This window comes from Leeuwenhoekiella sp. W20_SRS_FM14, from assembly GCF_052119605.1.
Lineage (GTDB): Bacteria > Bacteroidota > Bacteroidia > Flavobacteriales > Flavobacteriaceae > Leeuwenhoekiella.
On sequence record NZ_JBGQOK010000002.1, the window covers coordinates 492736 to 513251 of the forward strand.

Here is a 20516-nt window from a genome sequence, read left to right on the forward strand (position 1 = left end):
AGCTACATTCTAATCTTCAATTTTAAAAATTTGAAAAAAATAACTATAGCCATTGATGGCTTCTCATCTACAGGTAAAAGTACAGTCGCAAAAATGCTGGCTAAAGAATTAGACTATATTTATGTAGATACCGGTGCGATGTATAGAGCTGTTACCTTGTTTGCAATGCGGAAACTTTTTATAAAAGATGGGCATTTTGATAAAGAGGGATTAATACGTAATCTGTTTCTAGTATCTGTAAATTTTAAATTGAATACGGAGACAGGGATTGCAGATGTTTATTTAAATAACGAGAATGTAGAAAAGGAAATTAGAACTCTAGAGGTTTCTAATTTTGTTAGTCCTATTGCTGCTATTTCTGAAGTGCGCCAACTTCTTGTTCAAAAGCAACATGAGATGGGAAAAGAAAAGGGTATCGTGATGGACGGTCGCGATATAGGAACTGTTGTTTTTCCTGATGCAGAGCTTAAGGTATTTATGACTGCCAGCGCAGATGAGCGTGCTCGCAGACGTTATGATGAGCTCATCGCTAAAGGTGATGATGTAAGTTTTGAGGCGGTTTTAGAAAATGTGCAAAAGCGTGATCAGCTTGATACTTCACGCGAAGATTCTCCACTTGTGCAGGCAGATGATGCTATATTATTAGACAATACACACACTAATATAGAAGATCAATTTCATATACTTCTTCAGTTAGCGAAAGACCGTATTTACGGAAGGTGCTAGCAATTAGGTTCTAAACCATTTATGGAAAATATTAAGCTTAGCAAAAGCCTACTCTATTTAATGGCTGTAGGCGCCGGTCTTGTAGTTGCTAATAATTATTACAATCAACCACTTCTTAATTTAATGGCTAAAACTTTTGAGGTAACCGAGTCTCAGGTGAGCAGAATTCCGCTTGCTACTCAATTGGGTTATGCCTTTGGTCTATTATTTATCATTCCGCTGGGCGATAAATTTTCAAGAAGAAAAATTATACTTTTTGATTTTATAGCAATCATAGCTGCCTTGCTTGTAACAGCTATTGCTCCGTCTTTGTGGATACTTACAGTCTCTAGCTTTCTTGTAGGTTTTACCTCTGTAGTGCCTCAATTATTTGTGCCTATGGCTGCAGAATTAGCTACAGAAGAAACCCGAGGGAAGGTAATAGGTATTGTTATGAGTGGTCTTCTAATAGGAATTTTAGGAAGTCGTTTTTTAAGCGGATTAATAGGGGAATACTATGGTTGGCGTATTATGTATTATCTAGCAGCCGGAATCATGGTTGTTTATGCCACTTTACTATATTATAAGCTGCCTAATGTTGTAACAGATTTTAAAGGAACTTATGCAGAATTGATGCGCTCTCTGATTAATATCATGAAGACGAAGCCCGAAGTGCGCATTGCTGCCATACGTGGTGGTCTCGCTTTTGCCGGTTTTAGTGCATTTTGGACTACGCTGGTTTTTCTTATGGAAACCAATTTTGGTTATGGTAGTGCGGTATCGGGTATGTTTGGATTGCTGGGGATGATAGGTGCTTTAGGCGCTGCTCTTGCAGGAAAATTAAATGACAAATACAAACAAAAAAAACTTGTTTTAATCTTTTCGGCACTATTAATTTTATCGTGGGTTGTTTTTCAGTTTTCCGGAAATTCGATTATTGGTTTGGTTATAGGTGTTTTGCTTGTAGATTTTAGTTTACAATCGCTGCACGTTACCAATCAAAACATCATTTTCTCAAAAAATCCTGACGCCAGAAATCGGGTGAATACCATTTATATGGTAGGTTATTTTATAGGCGGTGCGTTTGGTACTGTTGCAGGTGCTTATGCCTGGGAGCATTTTCAATGGATGGGTGTTGCCACCCTGGGTCTGGTGTTTTCAATCCTAATCTTAGTATTTAATACCCTACTAAAATCTGAGTAAGCTTTTTTTTACACCTTTTCTTTATTTAATAGCATTACTCTATTCCTTAAGACTGCGATCATAACTGTACCGTACACGTACCGTGTTAAAGTCATTCAAAGTGCTCTAAATTATTTCAATTTCATCAAGACTTACATAAATCCTATCAGTTCTCCTAAAGTATTTATAAGATGTACTTAAGGCTTTGCTAAAACAACCCAATGCGGAGCGTATGTTTTTTAATTTTATATCAGAATATAAAGATAAAACTGAGATTGTATCAAAATCTACAGAATTATCTATTGCTAACATAAAAGAAAAAAGATGAGTACAGAAACTGTGGACAAACCAAAAAATAAGAATTCAGAATCTAAACAAGAATTCCTGAAAACTATAAATCCGGCTACGGGAAAAGAATTGAATCAATATGAGATGATGAGTGATGATGAGGCCAAAGAAGCCGTCGAAGCATCACACAAAGCATTTACTAAATGGAGACTTGTATCCTTAGAAAAACGTGCTGAACATATTAAAAATATTGGCAAAAGTTTTAAAAAGAACAAAGATAAGCTCGTTAAGTTAATGACGGCAGAAATGGGTAAAATGCTAAGTCAGGGGGAGCAGGAAATTGATCTTTGTATTGCTATCTGTGATTATACGGCAGAAAATGGACCTAAAGAATTACAAGATGTAAATAGAACGCTTCCTGATGGAGGTAAAGGCTTAATTACCTATTCTCCTTTAGGGGTCATCTATGGTATTCAACCCTGGAATTTTCCAACTTATCAAGTAGTACGATACACTATAGCCAATTTAATGGCAGGAAACAGTATTTTATTAAAACATGCCGAAAACGTTACGGGTTCTGCTTTACTGATTAAAGAAATTTTAGATGAAGCCGGTCTTCCTGAAAACTTGTTTACAGTATTGCGTATTAGCCACGATCAATCTGATGCTATTATAGATAATGACCATGTACAGGGAGTTACACTTACCGGTAGTGGGGCAGCAGGTAAAATTATTGGAGAGAAAGCAGGAAAAGCTTTAAAGAAAATGGTATTAGAATTAGGCTCAAATGACGCATACCTTGTCTTAGAAGATGCTGATGTAGATACTGCAGTTAAATGGTGTATACAAGGTAGAACCTATAATAATGGTGAAACCTGTGTTGCCGCAAAACGATTTGTGGTTACTGAAAAAGTATATGACGAATTTAAAGAAAAGTTTGTTGCCGGAATGAGCGCGTTGAAAGTAGGTGATCCTACAGATGATTCAAATGACATGGGCCCTATGGCACGTAAAGACTTGCGCGAAAAATTACATGAGCAAGTTGAAGAGAGTGTAGAAAAAGGAGCAGAAATTCTTTGTGGAGGAAAATTACCTGAAGGTGAAGGTTATTTTTACCCTGCTACTATTTTAGGAAACGTAACTCCAGGGCAACCTGCATATGATGATGAATTGTTTGGACCTGTAGCTTCACTTATTAAAGCCAAAGATGATGAGGATGCAATGCGTATTGCAAATGATAGTCGATTTGGTTTAGGTGGTGGTATTTTCTCAAAAGACGAGAAGAAAGCTTTTGAACTTGCAAAAAATCATTTTGATACAGGTATGGTATTCATAAATAGTTTTGGCGTTGCACAGCCTAATATGCCATTTGGTGGAGTGAAAAACTCAGGATATGGTAGAGAACACGGTGGGTTCGGTCTTAAAGAATTTGTAAATGAAAAAGCAATAATGAGTCTTGAAGGCTAATAATAGATAACAATTTATAAATTAAAAATCCCTCTTCTAGATATCTAGAGAGGGATTTTTTCATTATAATAGCTTTAGAATCCAATTAGAATAAAAGTTTAAAACTTCTTCTTTGTTAAGTTCGTTATGGGTCTCGTGTCTCAATCCATCCCAAAGCTTTAGCGTAATTTGATCAGGATGTCTTGAGGCCAAAATTTGGGAAGCCCTATATTTTGTAATGGTGTCTGCAGTACCATGTGCCAATAAAATGGGTGTTTGAAAGTCAAATTTTTTATCCATTAGATAAACTCCATTGTCATTTAATGCAAAATACATACGTATTGAGGCTATGCTGTGCACTAAAGGATCGTTTAAATAGTTCTGACCTATTGTAGTGTCTCGGGATAGGGCATCAGGATCAAGTTTTGCTTTCTGAGTTTTATTTAGTCCAAGGCTTAAAAGAGTTCTTGCGATCACCACTTCAAAAGCATTTGGTTTTTTTACCAGATCTAGCCAGGGAGAAGTGATAAGTGCTCCGGCAGGAGGTAGCGAGGTTAATAATAAGTAGCGTAAAACAATACCACCACCCATACTGTGACCGTAGATAAAAACGGGTAAACCCTCGTTTTCGAGAACTGTTTTTTCATAGATATAGTCAACGGCAAGTATAAAATCTTGTAATGATTGTACAACCCCTGGTTTACCGCTAGATTTACCGTGACCCGGTAAATCTATAGCGTAGCAAGAAATACCGCAGGTGTTAAAATGACGGGTTACGTGCTCGTATCTTCCCAGATGTTCTCCAAAACCGTGAATAAGACAAACAACAGCTTTGGGATTTGCAACCCTCCAGGATTTTCCAAAGAGCTCATGTCGTGAGGTTTGCCCTTGAAATGTTTCGGTAGAAACTTCTTCAAACATATTTTTAGTTTAGGACTTTAAAATAAGAAAACTTTGCGTAATTTTGCACACCTTTTAGCAATGTTAGGAAGCATAAAAGGACTTCGATATCGGTTTTAATCGGTATGTGTTGAAAACAAATGAATTAAACCTCTTTTATGGTTTTGTGTTGTTTAGCTTCCGCGAAAGCGTAAAATACAAATTATTAATCAGCAATGGCTGAAGAAAACCAAAATCCGGAAACTGCTCCTGCAGTTGAAGAAACAAGCACTGCTCAAGCAGCAGCGCCAAAAAACTACAAAAGCGCTTCTCAAGAAAATCCTGAGAAATTTCTAGAAGAATTTAACTGGCACAACTACGAAGAAGGAATTGATCCTATCGACGATGAGAAGCTGAGTGAATTTGAAAAATTAGTAGCTGAGAACTTTGTAGATACTCTTGATGATGAAGTAGTAGAAGGTACAGTAATAAACATTACAGATCGTGATGCTATTATTGACATCAACGCAAAATCTGAAGGTGTAATTTCTCTTAACGAATTTCGTTACAATCCAGATCTTAAAGTAGGAGATAAGGTAGAAGTATTAATAGATGTACGTGAAGACGCTACAGGTCAATTAGTTCTTTCTCACCGTAAAGCTCGTGTGATTAAGGCTTGGGATCGTGTAAATAAAGCGCACGAAGAAGGTACTATTGTTACTGGTTTTGTAAAAGCACGTACTAAAGGTGGTATGATCGTAGATGTATTTGGTATAGAAGCTTTCTTACCAGGTTCTCAAATCGATGTTAAGCCTATTCGTGACTACGATGCTTATGTGAACAAAACAATGGAATTCAAAGTTGTTAAAATCAACCAGGAATTTAAAAACGTTGTTGTTTCTCATAAAGCGCTTATCGAAGCAGATATTGAAGAGCAGAAAAAAGAAATCATTGGGCAGCTTGAAAAAGGTCAGGTACTTGAAGGTACTGTTAAAAATATTACTTCTTACGGAGTATTTGTTGATCTTGGTGGTGTTGATGGTTTGGTACACATTACAGACCTTTCTTGGTCTCGTATCAACCACCCGAATGAGATCGTTGATCTTGATCAGAAATTAAACGTGGTTATTCTTGACTTTGATGAGGATAAAACACGTATTCAACTAGGTCTTAAACAACTTAAGAAGCACCCATGGGATGCTCTTAGCGAGACTTTAAGCATAGGTGATAAAGTAAAAGGTAAAGTAGTGGTAATCGCAGATTATGGTGCTTTTGTAGAAGTAGAAGAAGGAGTAGAAGGTTTAATCCACGTTTCTGAAATGTCTTGGTCTACGCACTTGCGCAGCGCTCAGGATTTTGTAAATGTTGGTGACGAGGTAGAAGCTCAAATTCTTACTATGGATCGTGATGAGCGTAAGATGTCTCTTGGTATCAAACAATTATCTCAAGATCCTTGGACAGATATTACTTCTAAGTATCCTGTAGGATCACGTCATACCGGTATTGTACGTAACTTCACTAACTTTGGTGTATTCGTAGAATTAGAAGAAGGTATAGATGGTCTTATTTACATCTCTGATCTTTCTTGGACTAAGAAAATCAAACATCCATCAGAATTTACAAACATTGGTGATAAGCTAGAAGTTGTAGTTCTTGAATTAGATGTAGATGGACGTAAACTAAGCTTAGGTCACAAACAAACAGAAGAAAATCCTTGGGATAAGTACGAAGATGATTTCGCAGTAGGTACAAAACATACTGGTGTAATTGGAGACGTGGTTGATAAAGGAGCAACTATCGAATTTAATGAGGATATCGTGGCATTTGTGCCAGGTCGTCACTTAGAAAAAGAAGATGGTAGCAAGCTAGGAAAAGGTGATAAAGCCGAATTCCAGATCATTGAGTTTAATAAAGACTTTAAACGTGTAGTTGCATCGCATACTTCATTATTTAGAGAAGAGGAAGCTAAGATTGTTAAGCAGGCAGCTAAGAAAGCAGCTGACACAGCAGCAGCTAGTGCACCTACTTTAGGAGATGCAAATGATGCTCTTGCAGCACTTAAAAAGAAAATGGAAAATGGCGGTAACTAAGCCTTAACATTTTAAAGATAGAAAGCCCTTTAACGTAAGTTAAGGGGCTTTTTTTATGGCGTTACCTCACTAAAAAAAGTGAGGTCAGGCTTTAAATTTCAATTCCTCATAGCCTTCACTACCGCTTCGGCAATTGCGGGATTTTCACTGCAATCCCTAACGCAAGTCCGAGAGATTTAGTTATTTTTGAGGGCCTGTAATTAAAACTATATTTTCCTATAAAGTAAGTTATACCAGGCTTATCATAGGAAACAAGAAATTAAATTAAATCATGAATTATATCCTTTTTGACGGCCCTGTTCGCAATCAATTATTGCCTTTGACCTTTACAAGACCTGTGGCAGATTTGCGTATTGGTATTTTAACCATTAGAGAAAAATGGGAGAAGCATTTAGGAAGCACTACTTCAACGGTAACGGAAGAATATCTTGCAGATAAATACCCAATGGTAGAATTTGAAAATAATATTATGATCAATGCTGCCTATATTCCTACTTCAGCTTTAATAGATTCTGTTTTTAATTTAAGGCCTATGCAAGCGTTATTTGACGGTGAAGATGTGGTGGCTTTTTATACACAGGATTCACAGGAGGAAATAGATTTTGATGCATATGAGCAACTAGAATTAGATCAAAAAACTCTTTTTAAAATTGAGCACACGTGGGATTTGTTTAGTAAAAACCATAAAGCTATTCAGCTAGATTACGAGTTGCTTACAGAAGAACGTGAATCTTTGAAAATTCCGAAGAATGTACAGGTAACTAATCCTGGTAATATATTTATTGAAGAAGGAGCTAAAGTTAATTTCTGTTCTTTAAATGCTTCCGAAGGTCCAATTTATATTGGTAAAGATACTGAGATAATGGAAGGTGCCTTAATACGTGGGCCTTTTGCATTATGTGAAGGTGCGGTAGTGAAAATGGGAGCAAAGATTTATACAGGCACTACTATAGGACCCTATTGCAAAGTAGGAGGTGAGATTAATAATTCGGTTTTAATGGCCTATTCTAATAAAGGGCACGATGGTTTTTTGGGTAACTCAGTATTAGGTGAGTGGTGTAATATAGGAGCAGATTCTAATAATAGTAATCTTAAAAATAATTATGAAGAAGTGCGTGTTTGGGATTATGAGACCGAAGGTTTTGCCAAAACCGGACTTCAATTTTGTGGTCTAATAATGGGCGATCACAGTAAATGTGGAATCAACACAATGTTTAATACCGGCACGGTAATAGGGGTAAGTGTTAATATATTTGGTCCCGGTTTTCCTCGTAATTTTGTGCCCTCGTTCTCCTGGGGTGGTGCGAGTGGTTTTACAACGTATAAAACAGAAAAAGCATTTCAGACCGCAAAATTAGTTACAGAACGCCGCAACATACCTTTTGATGAGCAGGAAGCGGCAATTCTGGAACATGTATTTGAGCAAACAGCTAAATATAGGAGGTATTAGTGCATCGCTGAAGCATCTACCTTACCAGCACCTTTTTTAAGCATAAGCACAAATGGGACACATATTAAAAATAGGATTCCCAGACTCAAGAAAATATCCATATAGGTAAGAACAGTACCTTGCAATGCTATTTTGCCTTCAAATACCTGATATGCGCGGTCTAAAGCCTCATTAAAGCTAAATCCTTTACTCATAAACATTTTCTGCAATCCATACACCTGACTTTGAGTTTGTGTATTTACGGCGCTAATATTCGGTAATAAATCTACACGGTGTTGTTGATTAAAGCGGTAGATCATTGTGGTTATGATTGCGATCCCGAAGGAGCCTCCTAACTGGCGCATCATTCCTGTAAAAGCTGCACCTTCACCTATCTCTGCTCCTTTTAAAGTTGACAATGCCAAAGTTGTTATGGGGACAAACAAAAGTCCTAAACCAACGCCTCTTAATACTAAAGGCCAAAACATTACTTCAGAAGCAGTATCTGGTGTGATAATATTGTGCATCCAGAAGCTAAAGAAAAAGAAACCAATAAAACCAAGAGCAACCAGATATTTTGGAGAAACTCCACGCTCTAGCAACTTACCTATAATAGGCATCATGATTCCTGTAGTTATTGAACTTGGAATGAGTAACAAACCGGCATCTGTGGCCGTCCACCCTAAAACAGACTGGGTGTATATGGGTATTATAAATGTTGAGCCATAAAGACCAAAACCTAAAATAAAGGTCATTATGGTACCCGTCCATAAATTAGTGTTTTTTAGAACCCGTAGGTTTACAATAGGATTATCGTAAACCAATTCTCGCCAGATAAAGGCTAATAATCCAAATGCGGAAACAATACTTAGCGTAATAATAATGTTGTTTTCAAACCAGTCATCTTGTTGCCCATGTTCTAAAACAAATTGTAAGGAACCTATAAAAGAAGCAAGAAAGATAATACCCCACCAGTCAACCTGGCTTGCTTTTAATTTTGTTCCATACTTAGGGCTTCTCACATACATAATTGTTAAAATGGTAGCGATAATTCCTATAGGTATATTAATGTAGAAAATATAGGGCCATGAAAAATTATCAACCAGATATCCACCTAATGGAGGCCCCAATGTAGGACCTACGATAACGCCCATACCATAAATTGCCTGAGCCATCCCTCTTTTTGCCATTGGGTAACTTTCAGTAATAATGGTTTGTGCGGTAACCAATAAAGCACCACCACCTAAACCTTGTATAAATCTAAAAGTTACTAGTTCCCAAATATTTGTTGCGTTTCCGCAGAGAAAAGAGGAAAACGTAAATATTACAATTGAAACCGCAAAGTAATTTTTACGACCAAATTGCTTACTCAACCAGCTGGTCATAGGTATGATAATTACGTTTGCAATAGCATACGCAGTAATTACCCAGGCAACATCTGTTAGGGTAGCTCCTAAACTACCACGCATGTCATTAAGAGCAACGTTTACGATTGTCGTATCTACGATTTCTAAAAGGGCGCACAATATTGCGGTAATTGTAATAATCACCCTTCTAAAGCCATATTCTACTAAGCTGTCTTCTTCTTCAATTGCTACTGCTGCCATACTATTATTTCAAATGAACATCTACGTTGGCATTCATACCTGTGCGTAAACGTGCTAATTTTTCAGTATCGTTGTTTGTTGTAAAATCTATTTTTACAGGTAAACGTTGTACTGTTTTTACAAAGTTTCCGGTTGCATTATCAGGTGGTAGTAATGAAAATCGAGCACCTGTGGCCGGAGAGAAGTTTGTAATAACTCCTTCAAACTCTTCATCAGGATATGCGTCAATCTCGATGCCTACTTTTTGACCCACCTTCATATCGCTAAGTTGGGTTTCTTTAAAGTTGGCAACTACCCATTTATCTGTTGTATTTACTAAATAGAACAGCGCCTGACCCGGTTGTACAAATTGACCTTTTTGTATTTCTACAGCAGAGAGTTGCCCGTCTATAGGAGCTGTAATAACAGTATAATCAAGACTGAGTTGAGCAGCATCTACCATTGCCTGAGCACTTTTTACATTTGCTTGAGCAACTGTTACCTGCTTTTTAGTAACATCTGTTTGCGAGTATGCAGCCGAGTTCTGACTTTGTAAAGCTTTTTGCTGATTCTTTAAAATCGAAAGATTTGCTTCAGCTTCCTGCATCGCTGCCTGAGCCTGCTCAAATTGTTGTGTGGTAATACTTTTGTTTTCGTAAAGGTTTTTATACCTGTTGAAGTCATTAGTCGCACGACCTAATTGAATCTTCGCAGTTTCAATACTTCCTCTTGATGACGATACCTGTGCACTTGAGGCAGAAGCATTAGCCTGCGAAGAACCTATTGTAGATTCTGCTATGCCTACCTGGCTTTGAGCGGCGGCGAGTTGTGCTTGTGCTTGTTCTAATTGTACAGTGTAATCTCGTTGATCAATAACAAGAATGGTGTCTCCTTTCTTTACAAATTGATTATCTGTCACGTAGATTTTCTCAACATAACCTCCTACGTGTGGTATTATTGAGTTCATATTAGCTTCAACCTGAGCATCGTCTGTTTCTTCATGAGAAAGCGAGTGTATAAACTTAATTGTACCGTATGTTACACCTATTACCAGTAAAACTGAAATAATAGCAATAAACTTTTTGTTGGTTTTTTTCTTTTGTTCCATTTTATTTAGCAGGATTAATTTTTAGAAAATTGATTGGTAAGCACACCTTCAGCACTTAGTAATTCGTAATATTTTTGGGTAATATCTGCTTTTGCGTAAGCTAGATTTATGCGGGTTTGCAGTTGTTGTACATCTGCTTCCAACAGATCGTTAGTATCAGAAAGGCCATTGTCGTATTTGTCTTTAACAATACGGTAGTTTTCTACTGCTTGCTCTTCAGAAACTTTGTAAACTTCAAGCGTATTTAATGCTAGATTATATTCTTCTAAGGCATTTTTTGCATTTACTTCGGCCTTAGAAGTCGCTAAATCAAATTTGTAGCTTAGTTCCTCTGCTTTAGTTTGTGCTAATTTTACCTCTGCTTTTGATTTAAAAAGTGATGATAGATCGTAAGATATACCCACTCCTACATTCATCGCGTTGGTTACAGTTAAGGCGTTATTGATGTCTAATGCCGTGTAACCACCCAGAAGTGCAACCGAAGGCAGGTAATCACCTTTAGCAACTTTAATTTCATCTTGAAGCGCTTCTTGCTGATAGTTTAAAGCCTGAAGATCATTGCGTTTTGAAATGCTGGGTAATGTAGTTGTTACAGGGGTGAAAGGGCTTACATTAGTTTCTATAGCCGTATCTTCAGGCAATTTTAGTAATGCATTTAAATTATAATTTAAGATGCGTGCATTTTTTATAGTATTTGCAAGCGTTAACTCAATATTTGCTTGCTGTAATTGAGCTTTAAGAAGGTCGTTACGAGCCAGTAAGCCGTTTTCTTCCATAGCTGTGAAATCTTTCACGCGCTGCGTTGCACTTTTTAAGTTATCTTCTACAAGATCTACAGAGGCGTTAGCTTTGTATAATTGTAAATAAAGTTTAACAGCATCTAAAGCGAGTTGTTCCTGATCATTAGCTGCGCTGTAAATGGCTGCCTGCAATTGATTTTCTCTGGCAGCAATACTATTCTTAATTTTAAAACCTGAAAACAGGGGCATTGAAACATTTGCAGCGCCTAGCAACAAACCATTAACATTATTAGGTTGTGAGGTTTGTGCAGTGCCTTCAGAACCAGAATCTGTAGTTGTAATGGGTATTTGCAGATTTATATTTGGCGTAGTTAGATATTGATATTGTCCTGAAATTTTTACATCTGGGTACTGTAGATTTTTACTAATTGCTAGTGCGCCTTTAGCAATGTCAACTTGTGAGTTGTTAATTTTAGATGCGTCACTAGTATGGAGTGCTATGGTAACCACTTCCTCTAGCGAAAGTTGTTTTTTTTCTTGAGCCTTAAGAGATATTGCACTTAAGAGTACAAAGAGACTCAATAGGATATGTCTAATTTTCATATTTTAATAGGGCTTTAATCAAATTTTGTAAATGTGTTGTTAGCGTGGTTTCTATATAGTTTTGAATTTTTGACTCGGTACTCAAATCGTAAATACCTTTGAAGAATTCAAGATTATAATGAAAGTGAAAATAGGTGCCTATGAGTGTAGGCAGCACTAATGAGATTTCTACAGTCTTTGAAAATTTGCCAGCGTCCTGACCGCGCTTTATAAAATTTTCTAAGGTTTTAAAATTGTCTTTTTTTTGAGAAATATACTGGTCTAGTTGTATACTGCGATTGTTATTAGATGATTCAGAATGTATAATCGTATATATACGTCTGTTTGCGTGAATACGCTTAATCATCATGGCAATTATTAAATCTATTCGTTCAAAAAAGGAAATAGAATCATTAGCTATTATGCCAAGAAGATCTCCCTGAAAATTGGCCATTCTATACACCATAAGAACCTCAAGTAATTTTTCTTTAGATCCAAAATAGTAAGAGATCATAGCGATATTAATATCTGCTTCTTTAGCTATTTGACGTACGGATGTACCGTCAAATCCCTGCTCTGAAAATAGTTTTTCTGCTACTTGAATGATCTGAAGTTGTTTCTCATTTAAATCCATACGCTAATATTAGAGTACAAAATTAAACAATTGTTTAAATTAAACGTTTGTTTAAATTTAAATTGATTTATTTTTAACTTATATCGTTTTCGTGGGTAGTTATAAATCTCTGCGGAAGATGTAATGAAATTCGTATCCCGAAAAATGATTGTCAAAAAAACTTAAAAATTGATCGCCTTCAAGTTTTTACGTGCTTTATAGATTTAAGATTTAAACAGAATAAACGATAGCAACGCTAAATAGAATCAAAATTATAAGACTAAAAATGAAATAGATAAGTACGCGCTTTTTATAGTTTTTAGCATTTAAGCGTATCTCTGTGCGTAATTTTTCTAGTTGTTTAGGGCTCGGCCTTTTATGATCTACAAAAGGTTTGTAGGTCGTGGATGTAGTATTAGAACTTCTATTATTAAATTTCGATTTACGTTCTCGTTTGTTGTTTTTAATCGACGTAATCATCGCCGAGACTGCCCCGCCAAAACTCATAAATTTACCTTTAATAATCTATTAGTATGATTAGGCTATTATAAGTTACTTGTTTATACATTGATTTATTTCGTAGTTAACTTTTTTACGCGTTTTAAAACGAGAAAGTCTTGAGGATTTGCAGTAAGTCCGGTAACATTTTTGTGTACAAACTTTATAACCTGATCATAGTACAGCGTGACAAATGGAGCCTTTGAAATTAATATTGAGTCCATTTTCTGATATATAACTTTTCGTTTTTCAATATCAGCTATTTTAAAACTCTGTTCATAAAGCCGGTCATACAATTCGTCTTTAAAATGTGTATAATTGGGACCGTTAGGAGTAAAATTTTTACTGTAATATAGAGATAGGTAATTTTCGGCATCAGGATAATCTGCAATCCAACTTGCACGAAATGAATCTAATTTTCCGGTAGATTTGAGTTGTCTAAGTGTAGATGGTGGCATTACATCTATAGTAATTTTTAATCCTAATTTGCCAAGTTCACGTTGAATGTATTCGCATATATCAAGATATTGACTATTTGTACCTATGGTTATTGATGGCACAGGATTACCACTTTCTTTAATATAGGCATTAATTAATTCTCGCGCTTTAGCAGGATTGTATTCATATCCGGGTGTCCCATATCCGGGTAATCCAGTGGGAATAAAGCCGGCATTTGCAGGAGTTCCTATACCATTTCGCAGATATTTAATCATTTTTGAGCGATCAAAGCCATAATTTACAGCCTGTCTTAGGGCTATAGAACGCACCTCTTCTGCATTACTGGGTAAAAAGAAGCCTAAGTATTCGGTGTTTAAAAACGGACCTGAAATAGTTTTTACTTCATTTTTATACTTTCCCTTAAGTTCACCTGTGGCAGTTAAAAGTTCGTCTTTGTAAGAAGGGTCTAAGCTGTTGAGCATATCCAGATTACCTTGCGCAAATTGAAGGAACTCACTTTGTTTATCGGGTAAAAATGTAATTGCTACCGCTTCAAGATAGGGTAGAGGCGTTCCATTTTCATCTGTTTCGAAGTAATTCTCATTTTTTCGAAGAACAAGTTTTACACCTTCTTCCCAGCGTTTAAATTTAAAAGGACCGGTACCAATAGGATGTGATCTAAATTCAGTACCGTAAAATTCTACAATTTCTTTAGGAACTACAGAGCAATATCGCATCGTCAAAAGTCCTATAAATGCCGGAAATTCTTTATCAAGATTTATAACTAGCGTGGTGTCGTTAACGGCTGAATAACTTTTGACATTGTTTAAAACCCAACTGCCGGGAGAGGCAACTTGTGCATCTTTTAAACGGTCAAAACTATAAACGAAATCAGAAGCAACAACTTTTCGTGTACTGTCTTTAGTTTTAAATTGAGTATGTTTATGAAATACAACATCATCACGTAGTGTAAACGTATAGGTTTTTGTGTCTTCACTTATCGTCCAGCTTTTAGCAATGTCTGCAACTATATTTAAAGAATCATCTTGTTGAACCAAACCATTAAAAAGTTGATTTGTGGGCCATATAATAGGAGGGTTACGGGCAAATGCCGGGTCTAACGTGGCAACATTATAATGCTCGTTGTATCTAAAAACGTTCAATTCATTCGAAGTGTCTGTTTTAGAATTACACGATGTAAGTAAATAGCAGGTTAAAAGAGCTATGCAAAGATTTTTTAAACTATTAATTTTCAAGTTGAAAACGAGTGATGGGGTACTGGGAACAATTGTACTTGATATTATATTTTGAGACCTTTGGTAATACGCATTCATAAGTTACTAATCATTCGATAGGGGCTAAAGCTTTAACAATAGAATTATTGTAGTTAACTTTGCACTTTAAACAGGCGCCTTTTTTTTCGCTTTTGCGAAAGAAAAACAAAAGTAACCAATTGTGAAGAAGATTCTAATGAACGAAGCAGGTAAAAAAGTAGCCTTTTACACTTTAGGTTGTAAGCTTAATTTTTCTGAAACAGCTACAATCTCAAGAAGTTTTAAAAGTGAAGGTTTTAACCGGGTAGATTTTAGCGAGGCTGCAGATATTTATGTTATTAACACCTGTAGTGTTACTGAAAATGCAGATAAGCGATTTAAATCTATTGTAAAGCAGGCTCAGAAAACTAATCCTGATGCCTTTGTTGCAGCTGTAGGTTGTTACGCCCAGTTAAAGCCTGAAGAACTTGCAGATGTTGATGGTGTTGATCTGGTTCTTGGAGCTACCGAAAAATTTAAAATCACAGACTATTTAAATGATCTTTCTAAAAATGATATGGGAGAAGTACACAGCTGTGAGATAGAAGATGCTAATTTTTATGTAGGCTCATACTCTGTAGGCGATCGTACGCGTGCTTTTTTAAAAGTTCAGGATGGCTGCGATTATAAATGTACCTATTGTACAATACCTTTGGCTAGAGGCATATCTCGTAGCGATACATTAGCAAATGTTATCGCTAATGCAAAGGAGATTGCAGCTCAGGGAATTCGAGAAATTGTTCTTACCGGTGTGAATATAGGCGATTATGGTAAGGGTGAGTTTGGGAATAAAAAACACGAGCATACCTTTTTAGATCTGGTAAAAGCTTTAGACAAAGTAGATGGTATTGAGCGTTTACGTATATCTAGTATAGAGCCTAATCTTTTAAAAAATGATACGATAAAGCTGGTTTCACAATCCCGTGCATTTGTACCTCATTTTCATATACCCTTGCAAAGTGGTAATAATGAACTTTTAGGTAAAATGAGTAGAAGGTATAAGCGTGAACTTTACGTAGATCGGGTTGCCGAAATTAAAAAATTAATGCCAAATGCGTGCATTGGTGTCGATGTGATTGTTGGCTTTCCTGGAGAGACAGATGAGCATTTTCTAGATACCTATACGTTCTTAAACGAGCTTGATATTTCCTACCTACACGTTTTTACATATTCTGAGCGAGATAACACCAAGGCTGCAGAAATGAGCGGTGCAGTGCCTTTAAAAGTGCGAAAAAAGCGTAGTAAAATGTTAAGAGGTCTTTCTGCTAAAAAGCGAAGAGCCTTTTACGAATCGCAGCTTAATACTACTCATAAGGTTTTATTTGAAGGAGAAAACAAAAACGGTTATATTAATGGTTTTACTGAAAATTATGTAAAAGTGAAAGCGCCGTGGGATCCTGCATTAGTAAACACCATACATCAAATAGAACTTACTGAAATAGATGAAGACGGATTGGTGCGGTTTACATATCAAAACGAAGATCTATTAACAGCATAAAAAAACCTGCCGTTGAGGCAGGTTTTTGGTTTTAAATGTCCTTGGGATTAAATGTTAATCCCTACCGGAAGTAATTTTTTATACTTTCTGCGGTTAGATCTCATAAATTTTGCGATCTCAGGACTTGTAGGGACTAAGCTGATGTTGCGATCTTCAACTTCTTTAAAGACTGTTACGATAAAGTCATTCATTTTATCTTCAGTTCCTTCGGGCATATTAATTTTTGTAAGAAATATTTTTCGATCTTGAAGTGAATATTCAATCTTTGCCATTTTGCCATCAAAGGTTGCTTCAAATTGTCTTAAAAACTCGTTGTCTGTTAATTCAATCGCTGTCATTACATCCATATAAAATTTGTTTTAAGAAATTACGTTTACTCAAGAAAAGAATTTGGGGTATAATGCGAAAAAATATAATTATGTTGACACATTGTTACAAATATACAAAAAAAATGTGGTTTTATTGAAGTTTAATTGTTAAAGCATTAATACTAAGGCGTATGATTCATATCTATCTAATGCCAGGGATGGCAGCAAACCCTAGCATTTTTGAATATATAAAACTGCCAAAAACCGATTATAAATTGCACCCGCTGACCTGGAAAATTCCTGAAGTTAGTGACAGTCTTGAAGACTATGCTAAAAAAATGCTTTTAGAAGTAAGGGAAAAAAATCCTGTACTTATAGGTGTGAGTTTTGGTGGTGTTGTGGTTCAGGAAATGGCGAAGTATATCAAGTATAAGAAAGTAATAATTATAAGCAGTGTAAAAAGTAAGGCTGAATTACCCAGACGTATGCGCTTTTCAAGAGCATTAGGCTTATATCATCTTGCTCCGGTTAAATTAGTACGCAACATAGATACACTTTCTAATTATGCTGTTGGAGATCGTTTAAAGCATAAAGTTGCATTGTACAAGAAGTACTTATCAATTACAAATCCCATTTATCTCAATTGGGCTTTGAAGCAAATGCTGTGTTGGGAACAAACCGAATACCTGGATGATTTAGTGCATATTCACGGAACTGAAGATCCGGTTTTTCCGTATAAATATATAGATAAATGTATACCGGTTAAGGGTGGAACCCACGTTATGATTATCTCAAAATGCAAATGGTTTAACAAAAACCTCCCTAAAATTATCGGTAATTAATCCCTAATTTGCAGAATAACATCAAAACTAATTTTTTATGATTAATATAAAATCAATATTAGCCGGTATAGGCTTAATCGCAACTACAGCAATCTGCGTGCAAGCTGTGCAGCAAAACACCGCAGATCCCGAAAATATTAAGGAAAATTCGATTAACGAAGAAAAACTAGTAAACGATTATAATGTCTATGCGATACCGCTTCCTGGTGAGATGGATTTTGCAGGTGAAAAATTAGCACTTAATGATCCCGACATTAGAGAGCGTATGGATCGAGAACTTCTCGTAAATACGTATTGGCAATCAAATGCGCTTCTTTTAATAAAAAGAGCAAATAAATACTTTCCTATTATCGAACCTATTTTAAAAGAGGAAGGTTTGCCAGATGATTTTAAATACCTGGCTGTTATAGAAAGCGGATTAACACAGGCGGTTTCTCCCGCACGTGCTACCGGGTTTTGGCAAATTTTAAGTTCTACCGGTAAAGAATTAGGGCTTGAAGTTAATGACAATGTAGATGAGCGCTATAATGTAGAATTATCTACGCGGGCAGCTTGTAAGTATCTTAAAGCTGCAAAAAATAATCTGGGATCGTGGACGCTTGCTGCTGCAGGTTACAATGCTGGTAACGCGGGGATTAGTCGCCGATTAAGAGAGCAGGATGTTAATGACTATTATGATCTATTATTGGGGGAGGAAACGGGTAGATATGTTTTTAGAATACTAGCTCTAAAAGAAATTTTATCAGATCCTAAAAAGTACGGTCTAAATTTTACCAGGCAAGATTTATATAATAAAGTTCCTACTTATAAAGTTAAGGTAGATACTCCGGTTACAAATTTTGTCAAGTTTGCTCAGGGTTATGGAATAAATTATAAGATTTTGAAATTACACAACCCCTGGTTGCGCGAAGATCATCTTAATAACAGTTCTAAAAAGGAGTATTTTATTGAAATCCCAGAAAAAGGAAGTTATAGCTATACTGTAGGACAATAGTATTGTTGCTAAACTAAAATAAAATTTATAAAAAAAAAGGAACCTCATGAGGTTCCTTTTTTTTTATAAACAAGTTGGTTTTTGATTTTAAAATGTAGCTAAAGATTCTGGCAGGTCATTAATGTTGATGTTAAGATCAAGATTAATGGTTGCTATTTGCCGGGTTAAAAATCTCATATTTTGAATAATGTTTTCTTCAATACTGGCATTAAACTTATTTGCCGGTCTTCTGTTAATATCTAGAATCTCACCATTGCTGGCTATAACAAATGATAAAGAAAGCCCCAAAGCATGTTTTAATAAATTCACAGTTTGCATATGCTTGTTTTGAGTTTCATCTACATATACAATCTGTATATTTTTATCAAATTGTTTTGAAAGCTTCTTTACGGTTGATTTATTATCCCAAAAGAGAACTACAAAGTCAACCATAGTACCATAGCGTTCTGCTAACTTATTTAAAACAGGAATTTCACCATCGCTGGGAATACACCAGGAGGCATAAGTAAGTATTAGCGTTGGTCGTTCAATGTCTTCGGTTGAGGTAAGAAATGTATTAATACTCTCAAATTGAAGAGGGTCTATATAACTACCTTGAAGATGATCTTTAACCAGTGTATCTAATAAGGATTTAGCATAGTCAAATTCTCCACGTTCTAAAGCTGTATCTACTTTCGTGTTGTATGCGTCTATATTAAGAGCTAAAGCTTCAGAAAAAAAGATTTTTTGATCTTCCTGAGCAGACATGTTTAAAATAGATACCAATAAAAGAAAGAGTAGTGTTTTTGCCATGTACTTTCGATATAATGCGAAGTTAGATCTAGTACGAGATATGGCGAAAACTTATCGATAAAAGGATTTGTTTATCGGCTAACAAACGTAAGTATTTGATTGTTAACTAAGAGAAATAAGACGATTAGAATTGGTAATGACAGTTGGCAATGATAGGTTAAGAAGTAGAAATTATCTTCTACTTCCTCTACCGTATTGTTGTTTTGGCATATTAGCTGCCTGTTTCATCTGCTTTTTCATCATTTTAATTTGCTCTCCAAGCATATTATGCTTGTCTAGCTTTTTAGCTTCGGTTAGAAGAATGTCAGCTTCACGTCTTCGGTTTTTAGTCATCGCAATACCGGCAAGATTTATTTTTGCCATAGCCAGGTCAGCATCCATACTAAGACCTAACTGAACTGCTTTTTTGAAGTATTTTTCAGATTGCGTCATATTTGTTTGCGATAGCATAAGACCATTAAGATAATTGTAATACCCGTTTTGCTTTTGTGTTAAGGCACCTTCCGGATTTTTAATTTTATCAAGCCATTTTTTTGATCCTTCAAAATCTTGTTTACGCAAACGCAGAAAAGCAAGTATTAAGATTTCATTTTTAAAATACAATAGAACAAAAATAGCGGCTAAAAGAATAAGCATAATTCCATTACCTATAGATCTATCTATAAACTGCCAGATTGCTAATCCTATCATAACAACGGCAAGAACTAATTTTATATTTTTATTAAACATATGTTGATTGAATTTTTTTAGGTTTGACCCGCTTTAAATAGTTGAAAAATCTATCAATAAAATTGAGCATGCAAATGTAATAAAAACAATCTGAAAAAATTTAAACTTTACATTTGCCGAAACGGAAAGTGTTTGTATATTTGCGCCCAGCTTTTGAGAAGGTATTTCTTAAAGCATTTAGTATAGAAAAGTTAAAGGAAGATTAAAGAAGATACACAATGAGCAAAAGAACGTTTCAACCTTCAAAAAGAAAAAGAAAAAATAAACACGGTTTCCGCGAGCGTATGGCTAGCGCAAACGGTCGTAAAGTACTTGCTCGTAGAAGAGCTAAGGGTAGAAAAAAACTATCTGTATCTTCTGAGCTAAGACATAAAAGATAAAATGGTGAATTACCGTTAAAATATCAAGGTGTTACTTTTTTAAGTAACACCTTTTTTTATAAATACGCCTACCGTA

At 35.7% G+C, this 20516-nt stretch carries 18 protein-coding genes; 9 read left to right on the top strand and 9 right to left on the bottom strand.

Annotated elements, in window-relative coordinates; all coding sequences use genetic code 11:
- Window positions 1-30 precede the first annotated feature (30 nt).
- The 3 genes from cmk to ACEN25_RS05685 all read left to right on the top strand — a co-directional run bounded on the left by cmk (window position 31) and on the right by ACEN25_RS05685 (window position 3642).
- The gene (cmk, locus tag ACEN25_RS05675; protein WP_441802062.1) at window positions 31-726 is read left to right on the top strand and encodes a (d)CMP kinase; all 696 of its coding nucleotides are present in this window, start codon (window positions 31-33) and stop codon (window positions 724-726) included.
- A gap of 21 nt (window positions 727-747) precedes the next feature.
- Window positions 748-1908, top strand: a complete 1161-nt coding sequence (locus ACEN25_RS05680) for an MFS transporter (RefSeq protein WP_441802063.1) — start codon at window positions 748-750, stop codon at window positions 1906-1908.
- A 303-nt stretch (window positions 1909-2211) separates the two neighbouring features.
- The gene (locus ACEN25_RS05685) at window positions 2212-3642 is read left to right on the top strand and encodes an NAD-dependent succinate-semialdehyde dehydrogenase (protein ID WP_441802064.1); all 1431 of its coding nucleotides are present in this window, start codon (window positions 2212-2214) and stop codon (window positions 3640-3642) included.
- Window positions 3643-3705: 63 nt separating this feature from the next.
- Here ACEN25_RS05685 and ACEN25_RS05690 read toward each other — a convergent pair whose 3' ends face one another.
- Window positions 3706-4542, bottom strand: a complete 837-nt coding sequence (locus ACEN25_RS05690) for an alpha/beta hydrolase (protein WP_441802065.1) — start codon at window positions 4540-4542, stop codon at window positions 3706-3708.
- Between the two features lie 194 nt (window positions 4543-4736).
- Here ACEN25_RS05690 and rpsA point away from each other — a divergent pair, with 194 nt between their 5' ends.
- Window positions 4737-6590 carry a 30S ribosomal protein S1 gene (gene rpsA / locus ACEN25_RS05695; protein WP_028374843.1) on the top strand — a complete coding sequence of 618 codons (1854 nt, stop codon included), beginning with the start codon at window positions 4737-4739 and terminating at the stop codon, window positions 6588-6590.
- A 271-nt stretch (window positions 6591-6861) separates the two neighbouring features.
- Window positions 6862-8040: a GlmU family protein gene (locus tag ACEN25_RS05700; protein ID WP_441802066.1), complete on the top strand. Its 1179-nt coding sequence runs from the start codon at window positions 6862-6864 to the stop codon at window positions 8038-8040.
- Here ACEN25_RS05700 and ACEN25_RS05705 read toward each other — a convergent pair.
- From ACEN25_RS05705 to ACEN25_RS05725, 5 genes are all read right to left on the bottom strand, one after another.
- Window positions 8037-9626 carry a DHA2 family efflux MFS transporter permease subunit gene (locus ACEN25_RS05705; RefSeq protein WP_441802067.1) on the bottom strand — a complete coding sequence of 530 codons (1590 nt, stop codon included), beginning with the start codon at window positions 9624-9626 and terminating at the stop codon, window positions 8037-8039. The two genes, ACEN25_RS05700 and ACEN25_RS05705, sit on opposite strands and share 4 nt — an antisense overlap.
- Window positions 9627-9630: 4 nt before the next feature.
- A complete protein-coding gene (locus tag ACEN25_RS05710) occupies window positions 9631-10713 on the bottom strand; it encodes an HlyD family secretion protein (protein ID WP_441802068.1) in 1083 nt (360 codons plus the stop codon).
- A gap of 14 nt (window positions 10714-10727) precedes the next feature.
- Window positions 10728-12056: a TolC family protein gene (locus ACEN25_RS05715; protein WP_441802069.1), complete on the bottom strand. Its 1329-nt coding sequence runs from the start codon at window positions 12054-12056 to the stop codon at window positions 10728-10730.
- Window positions 12046-12669, bottom strand: a complete 624-nt coding sequence (locus ACEN25_RS05720) for a TetR/AcrR family transcriptional regulator (protein WP_441802070.1) — start codon at window positions 12667-12669, stop codon at window positions 12046-12048. The genes ACEN25_RS05715 and ACEN25_RS05720 overlap by 11 nt, the downstream gene beginning before the upstream one ends.
- A 551-nt stretch (window positions 12670-13220) precedes the next feature.
- Window positions 13221-14840 (bottom strand): ABC transporter substrate-binding protein, encoded by a 1620-nt coding sequence (locus ACEN25_RS05725; RefSeq protein ID WP_441802150.1) that lies wholly within the window; start codon window positions 14838-14840, stop codon window positions 13221-13223.
- A 214-nt stretch (window positions 14841-15054) separates the two neighbouring features.
- On the opposite strand from ACEN25_RS05725, the gene mtaB reads away from it, so the two are divergent.
- On the top strand, window positions 15055-16395 hold the full coding sequence (gene mtaB, locus ACEN25_RS05730; protein WP_441802151.1) for a tRNA (N(6)-L-threonylcarbamoyladenosine(37)-C(2))-methylthiotransferase MtaB: 1341 nt from the start codon (window positions 15055-15057) through the stop codon (window positions 16393-16395).
- Window positions 16396-16442: 47 nt separating this feature from the next.
- Here mtaB and ACEN25_RS05735 read toward each other — a convergent pair whose 3' ends face one another.
- Complete coding sequence (locus ACEN25_RS05735) at window positions 16443-16742, bottom strand: GNAT family N-acetyltransferase (protein ID WP_081817300.1); 300 nt, start codon at window positions 16740-16742, stop codon at window positions 16443-16445.
- 152 nt (window positions 16743-16894) lie between these two features.
- Here ACEN25_RS05735 and ACEN25_RS05740 point away from each other — a divergent pair, with 152 nt between their 5' ends.
- Both ACEN25_RS05740 and ACEN25_RS05745 read left to right on the top strand, forming a co-directional pair.
- Complete coding sequence (locus ACEN25_RS05740) at window positions 16895-17545, top strand: alpha/beta hydrolase (protein WP_441802071.1); 651 nt, start codon at window positions 16895-16897, stop codon at window positions 17543-17545.
- A 37-nt stretch (window positions 17546-17582) separates the two neighbouring features.
- A complete protein-coding gene (locus ACEN25_RS05745; protein ID WP_441802072.1) occupies window positions 17583-18539 on the top strand; it encodes a lytic transglycosylase domain-containing protein in 957 nt (318 codons plus the stop codon).
- 87 nt (window positions 18540-18626) lie between these two features.
- Here the strand turns inward: ACEN25_RS05745 and ACEN25_RS05750 are convergent, their stop codons facing one another.
- Both ACEN25_RS05750 and ACEN25_RS05755 read right to left on the bottom strand, forming a co-directional pair.
- Entirely contained in the window at window positions 18627-19331 is a 705-nt protein-coding gene (locus tag ACEN25_RS05750) for a TlpA family protein disulfide reductase (RefSeq protein WP_441802073.1), read from the bottom strand.
- A gap of 171 nt (window positions 19332-19502) precedes the next feature.
- A complete protein-coding gene (locus ACEN25_RS05755) occupies window positions 19503-20060 on the bottom strand; it encodes a DUF2892 domain-containing protein (RefSeq protein WP_441802074.1) in 558 nt (185 codons plus the stop codon).
- Between the two features lie 218 nt (window positions 20061-20278).
- Between ACEN25_RS05755 and rpmH the strand changes: the two genes are divergently transcribed.
- Window positions 20279-20440 carry a 50S ribosomal protein L34 gene (gene rpmH, locus ACEN25_RS05760; RefSeq protein ID WP_028374856.1) on the top strand — a complete coding sequence of 54 codons (162 nt, stop codon included), beginning with the start codon at window positions 20279-20281 and terminating at the stop codon, window positions 20438-20440.
- Window positions 20441-20516 lie beyond the last annotated feature (76 nt).

Excerpts from the sequence above, each read along its gene's own strand:
- ACEN25_RS05685 (WP_441802064.1), top strand. The coding sequence starts at position 2,212 with ATGAGTACAGAAACTGTGGACAAACCAAAAAATAAGAATTCAGAATCT.
- mtaB (WP_441802151.1), top strand. The coding sequence starts at position 15,055 with ATGAACGAAGCAGGTAAAAAAGTAGCCTTTTACACTTTAGGTTGTAAG.
- ACEN25_RS05755 (WP_441802074.1), bottom strand. The coding sequence starts at position 20,060 with ATGTTTAATAAAAATATAAAATTAGTTCTTGCCGTTGTTATGATAGGA.
- ACEN25_RS05710 (WP_441802068.1), bottom strand. The coding sequence starts at position 10,713 with ATGGAACAAAAGAAAAAAACCAACAAAAAGTTTATTGCTATTATTTCA.
- ACEN25_RS05700 (WP_441802066.1), top strand. The coding sequence starts at position 6,862 with ATGAATTATATCCTTTTTGACGGCCCTGTTCGCAATCAATTATTGCCT.
- rpmH (WP_028374856.1), top strand. The coding sequence starts at position 20,279 with ATGAGCAAAAGAACGTTTCAACCTTCAAAAAGAAAAAGAAAAAATAAA.
- ACEN25_RS05745 (WP_441802072.1), top strand. The coding sequence starts at position 17,583 with ATGATTAATATAAAATCAATATTAGCCGGTATAGGCTTAATCGCAACT.
- ACEN25_RS05680 (WP_441802063.1), top strand. The coding sequence starts at position 748 with ATGGAAAATATTAAGCTTAGCAAAAGCCTACTCTATTTAATGGCTGTA.
- ACEN25_RS05750 (WP_441802073.1), bottom strand. The coding sequence starts at position 19,331 with ATGGCAAAAACACTACTCTTTCTTTTATTGGTATCTATTTTAAACATG.
- ACEN25_RS05705 (WP_441802067.1), bottom strand. The coding sequence starts at position 9,626 with ATGGCAGCAGTAGCAATTGAAGAAGAAGACAGCTTAGTAGAATATGGC.
- rpsA (WP_028374843.1), top strand. The coding sequence starts at position 4,737 with ATGGCTGAAGAAAACCAAAATCCGGAAACTGCTCCTGCAGTTGAAGAA.
- ACEN25_RS05740 (WP_441802071.1), top strand. The coding sequence starts at position 16,895 with ATGATTCATATCTATCTAATGCCAGGGATGGCAGCAAACCCTAGCATT.
- ACEN25_RS05690 (WP_441802065.1), bottom strand. The coding sequence starts at position 4,542 with ATGTTTGAAGAAGTTTCTACCGAAACATTTCAAGGGCAAACCTCACGA.
- ACEN25_RS05720 (WP_441802070.1), bottom strand. The coding sequence starts at position 12,669 with ATGGATTTAAATGAGAAACAACTTCAGATCATTCAAGTAGCAGAAAAA.
- ACEN25_RS05715 (WP_441802069.1), bottom strand. The coding sequence starts at position 12,056 with ATGAAAATTAGACATATCCTATTGAGTCTCTTTGTACTCTTAAGTGCA.
- ACEN25_RS05735 (WP_081817300.1), bottom strand. The coding sequence starts at position 16,742 with ATGGATGTAATGACAGCGATTGAATTAACAGACAACGAGTTTTTAAGA.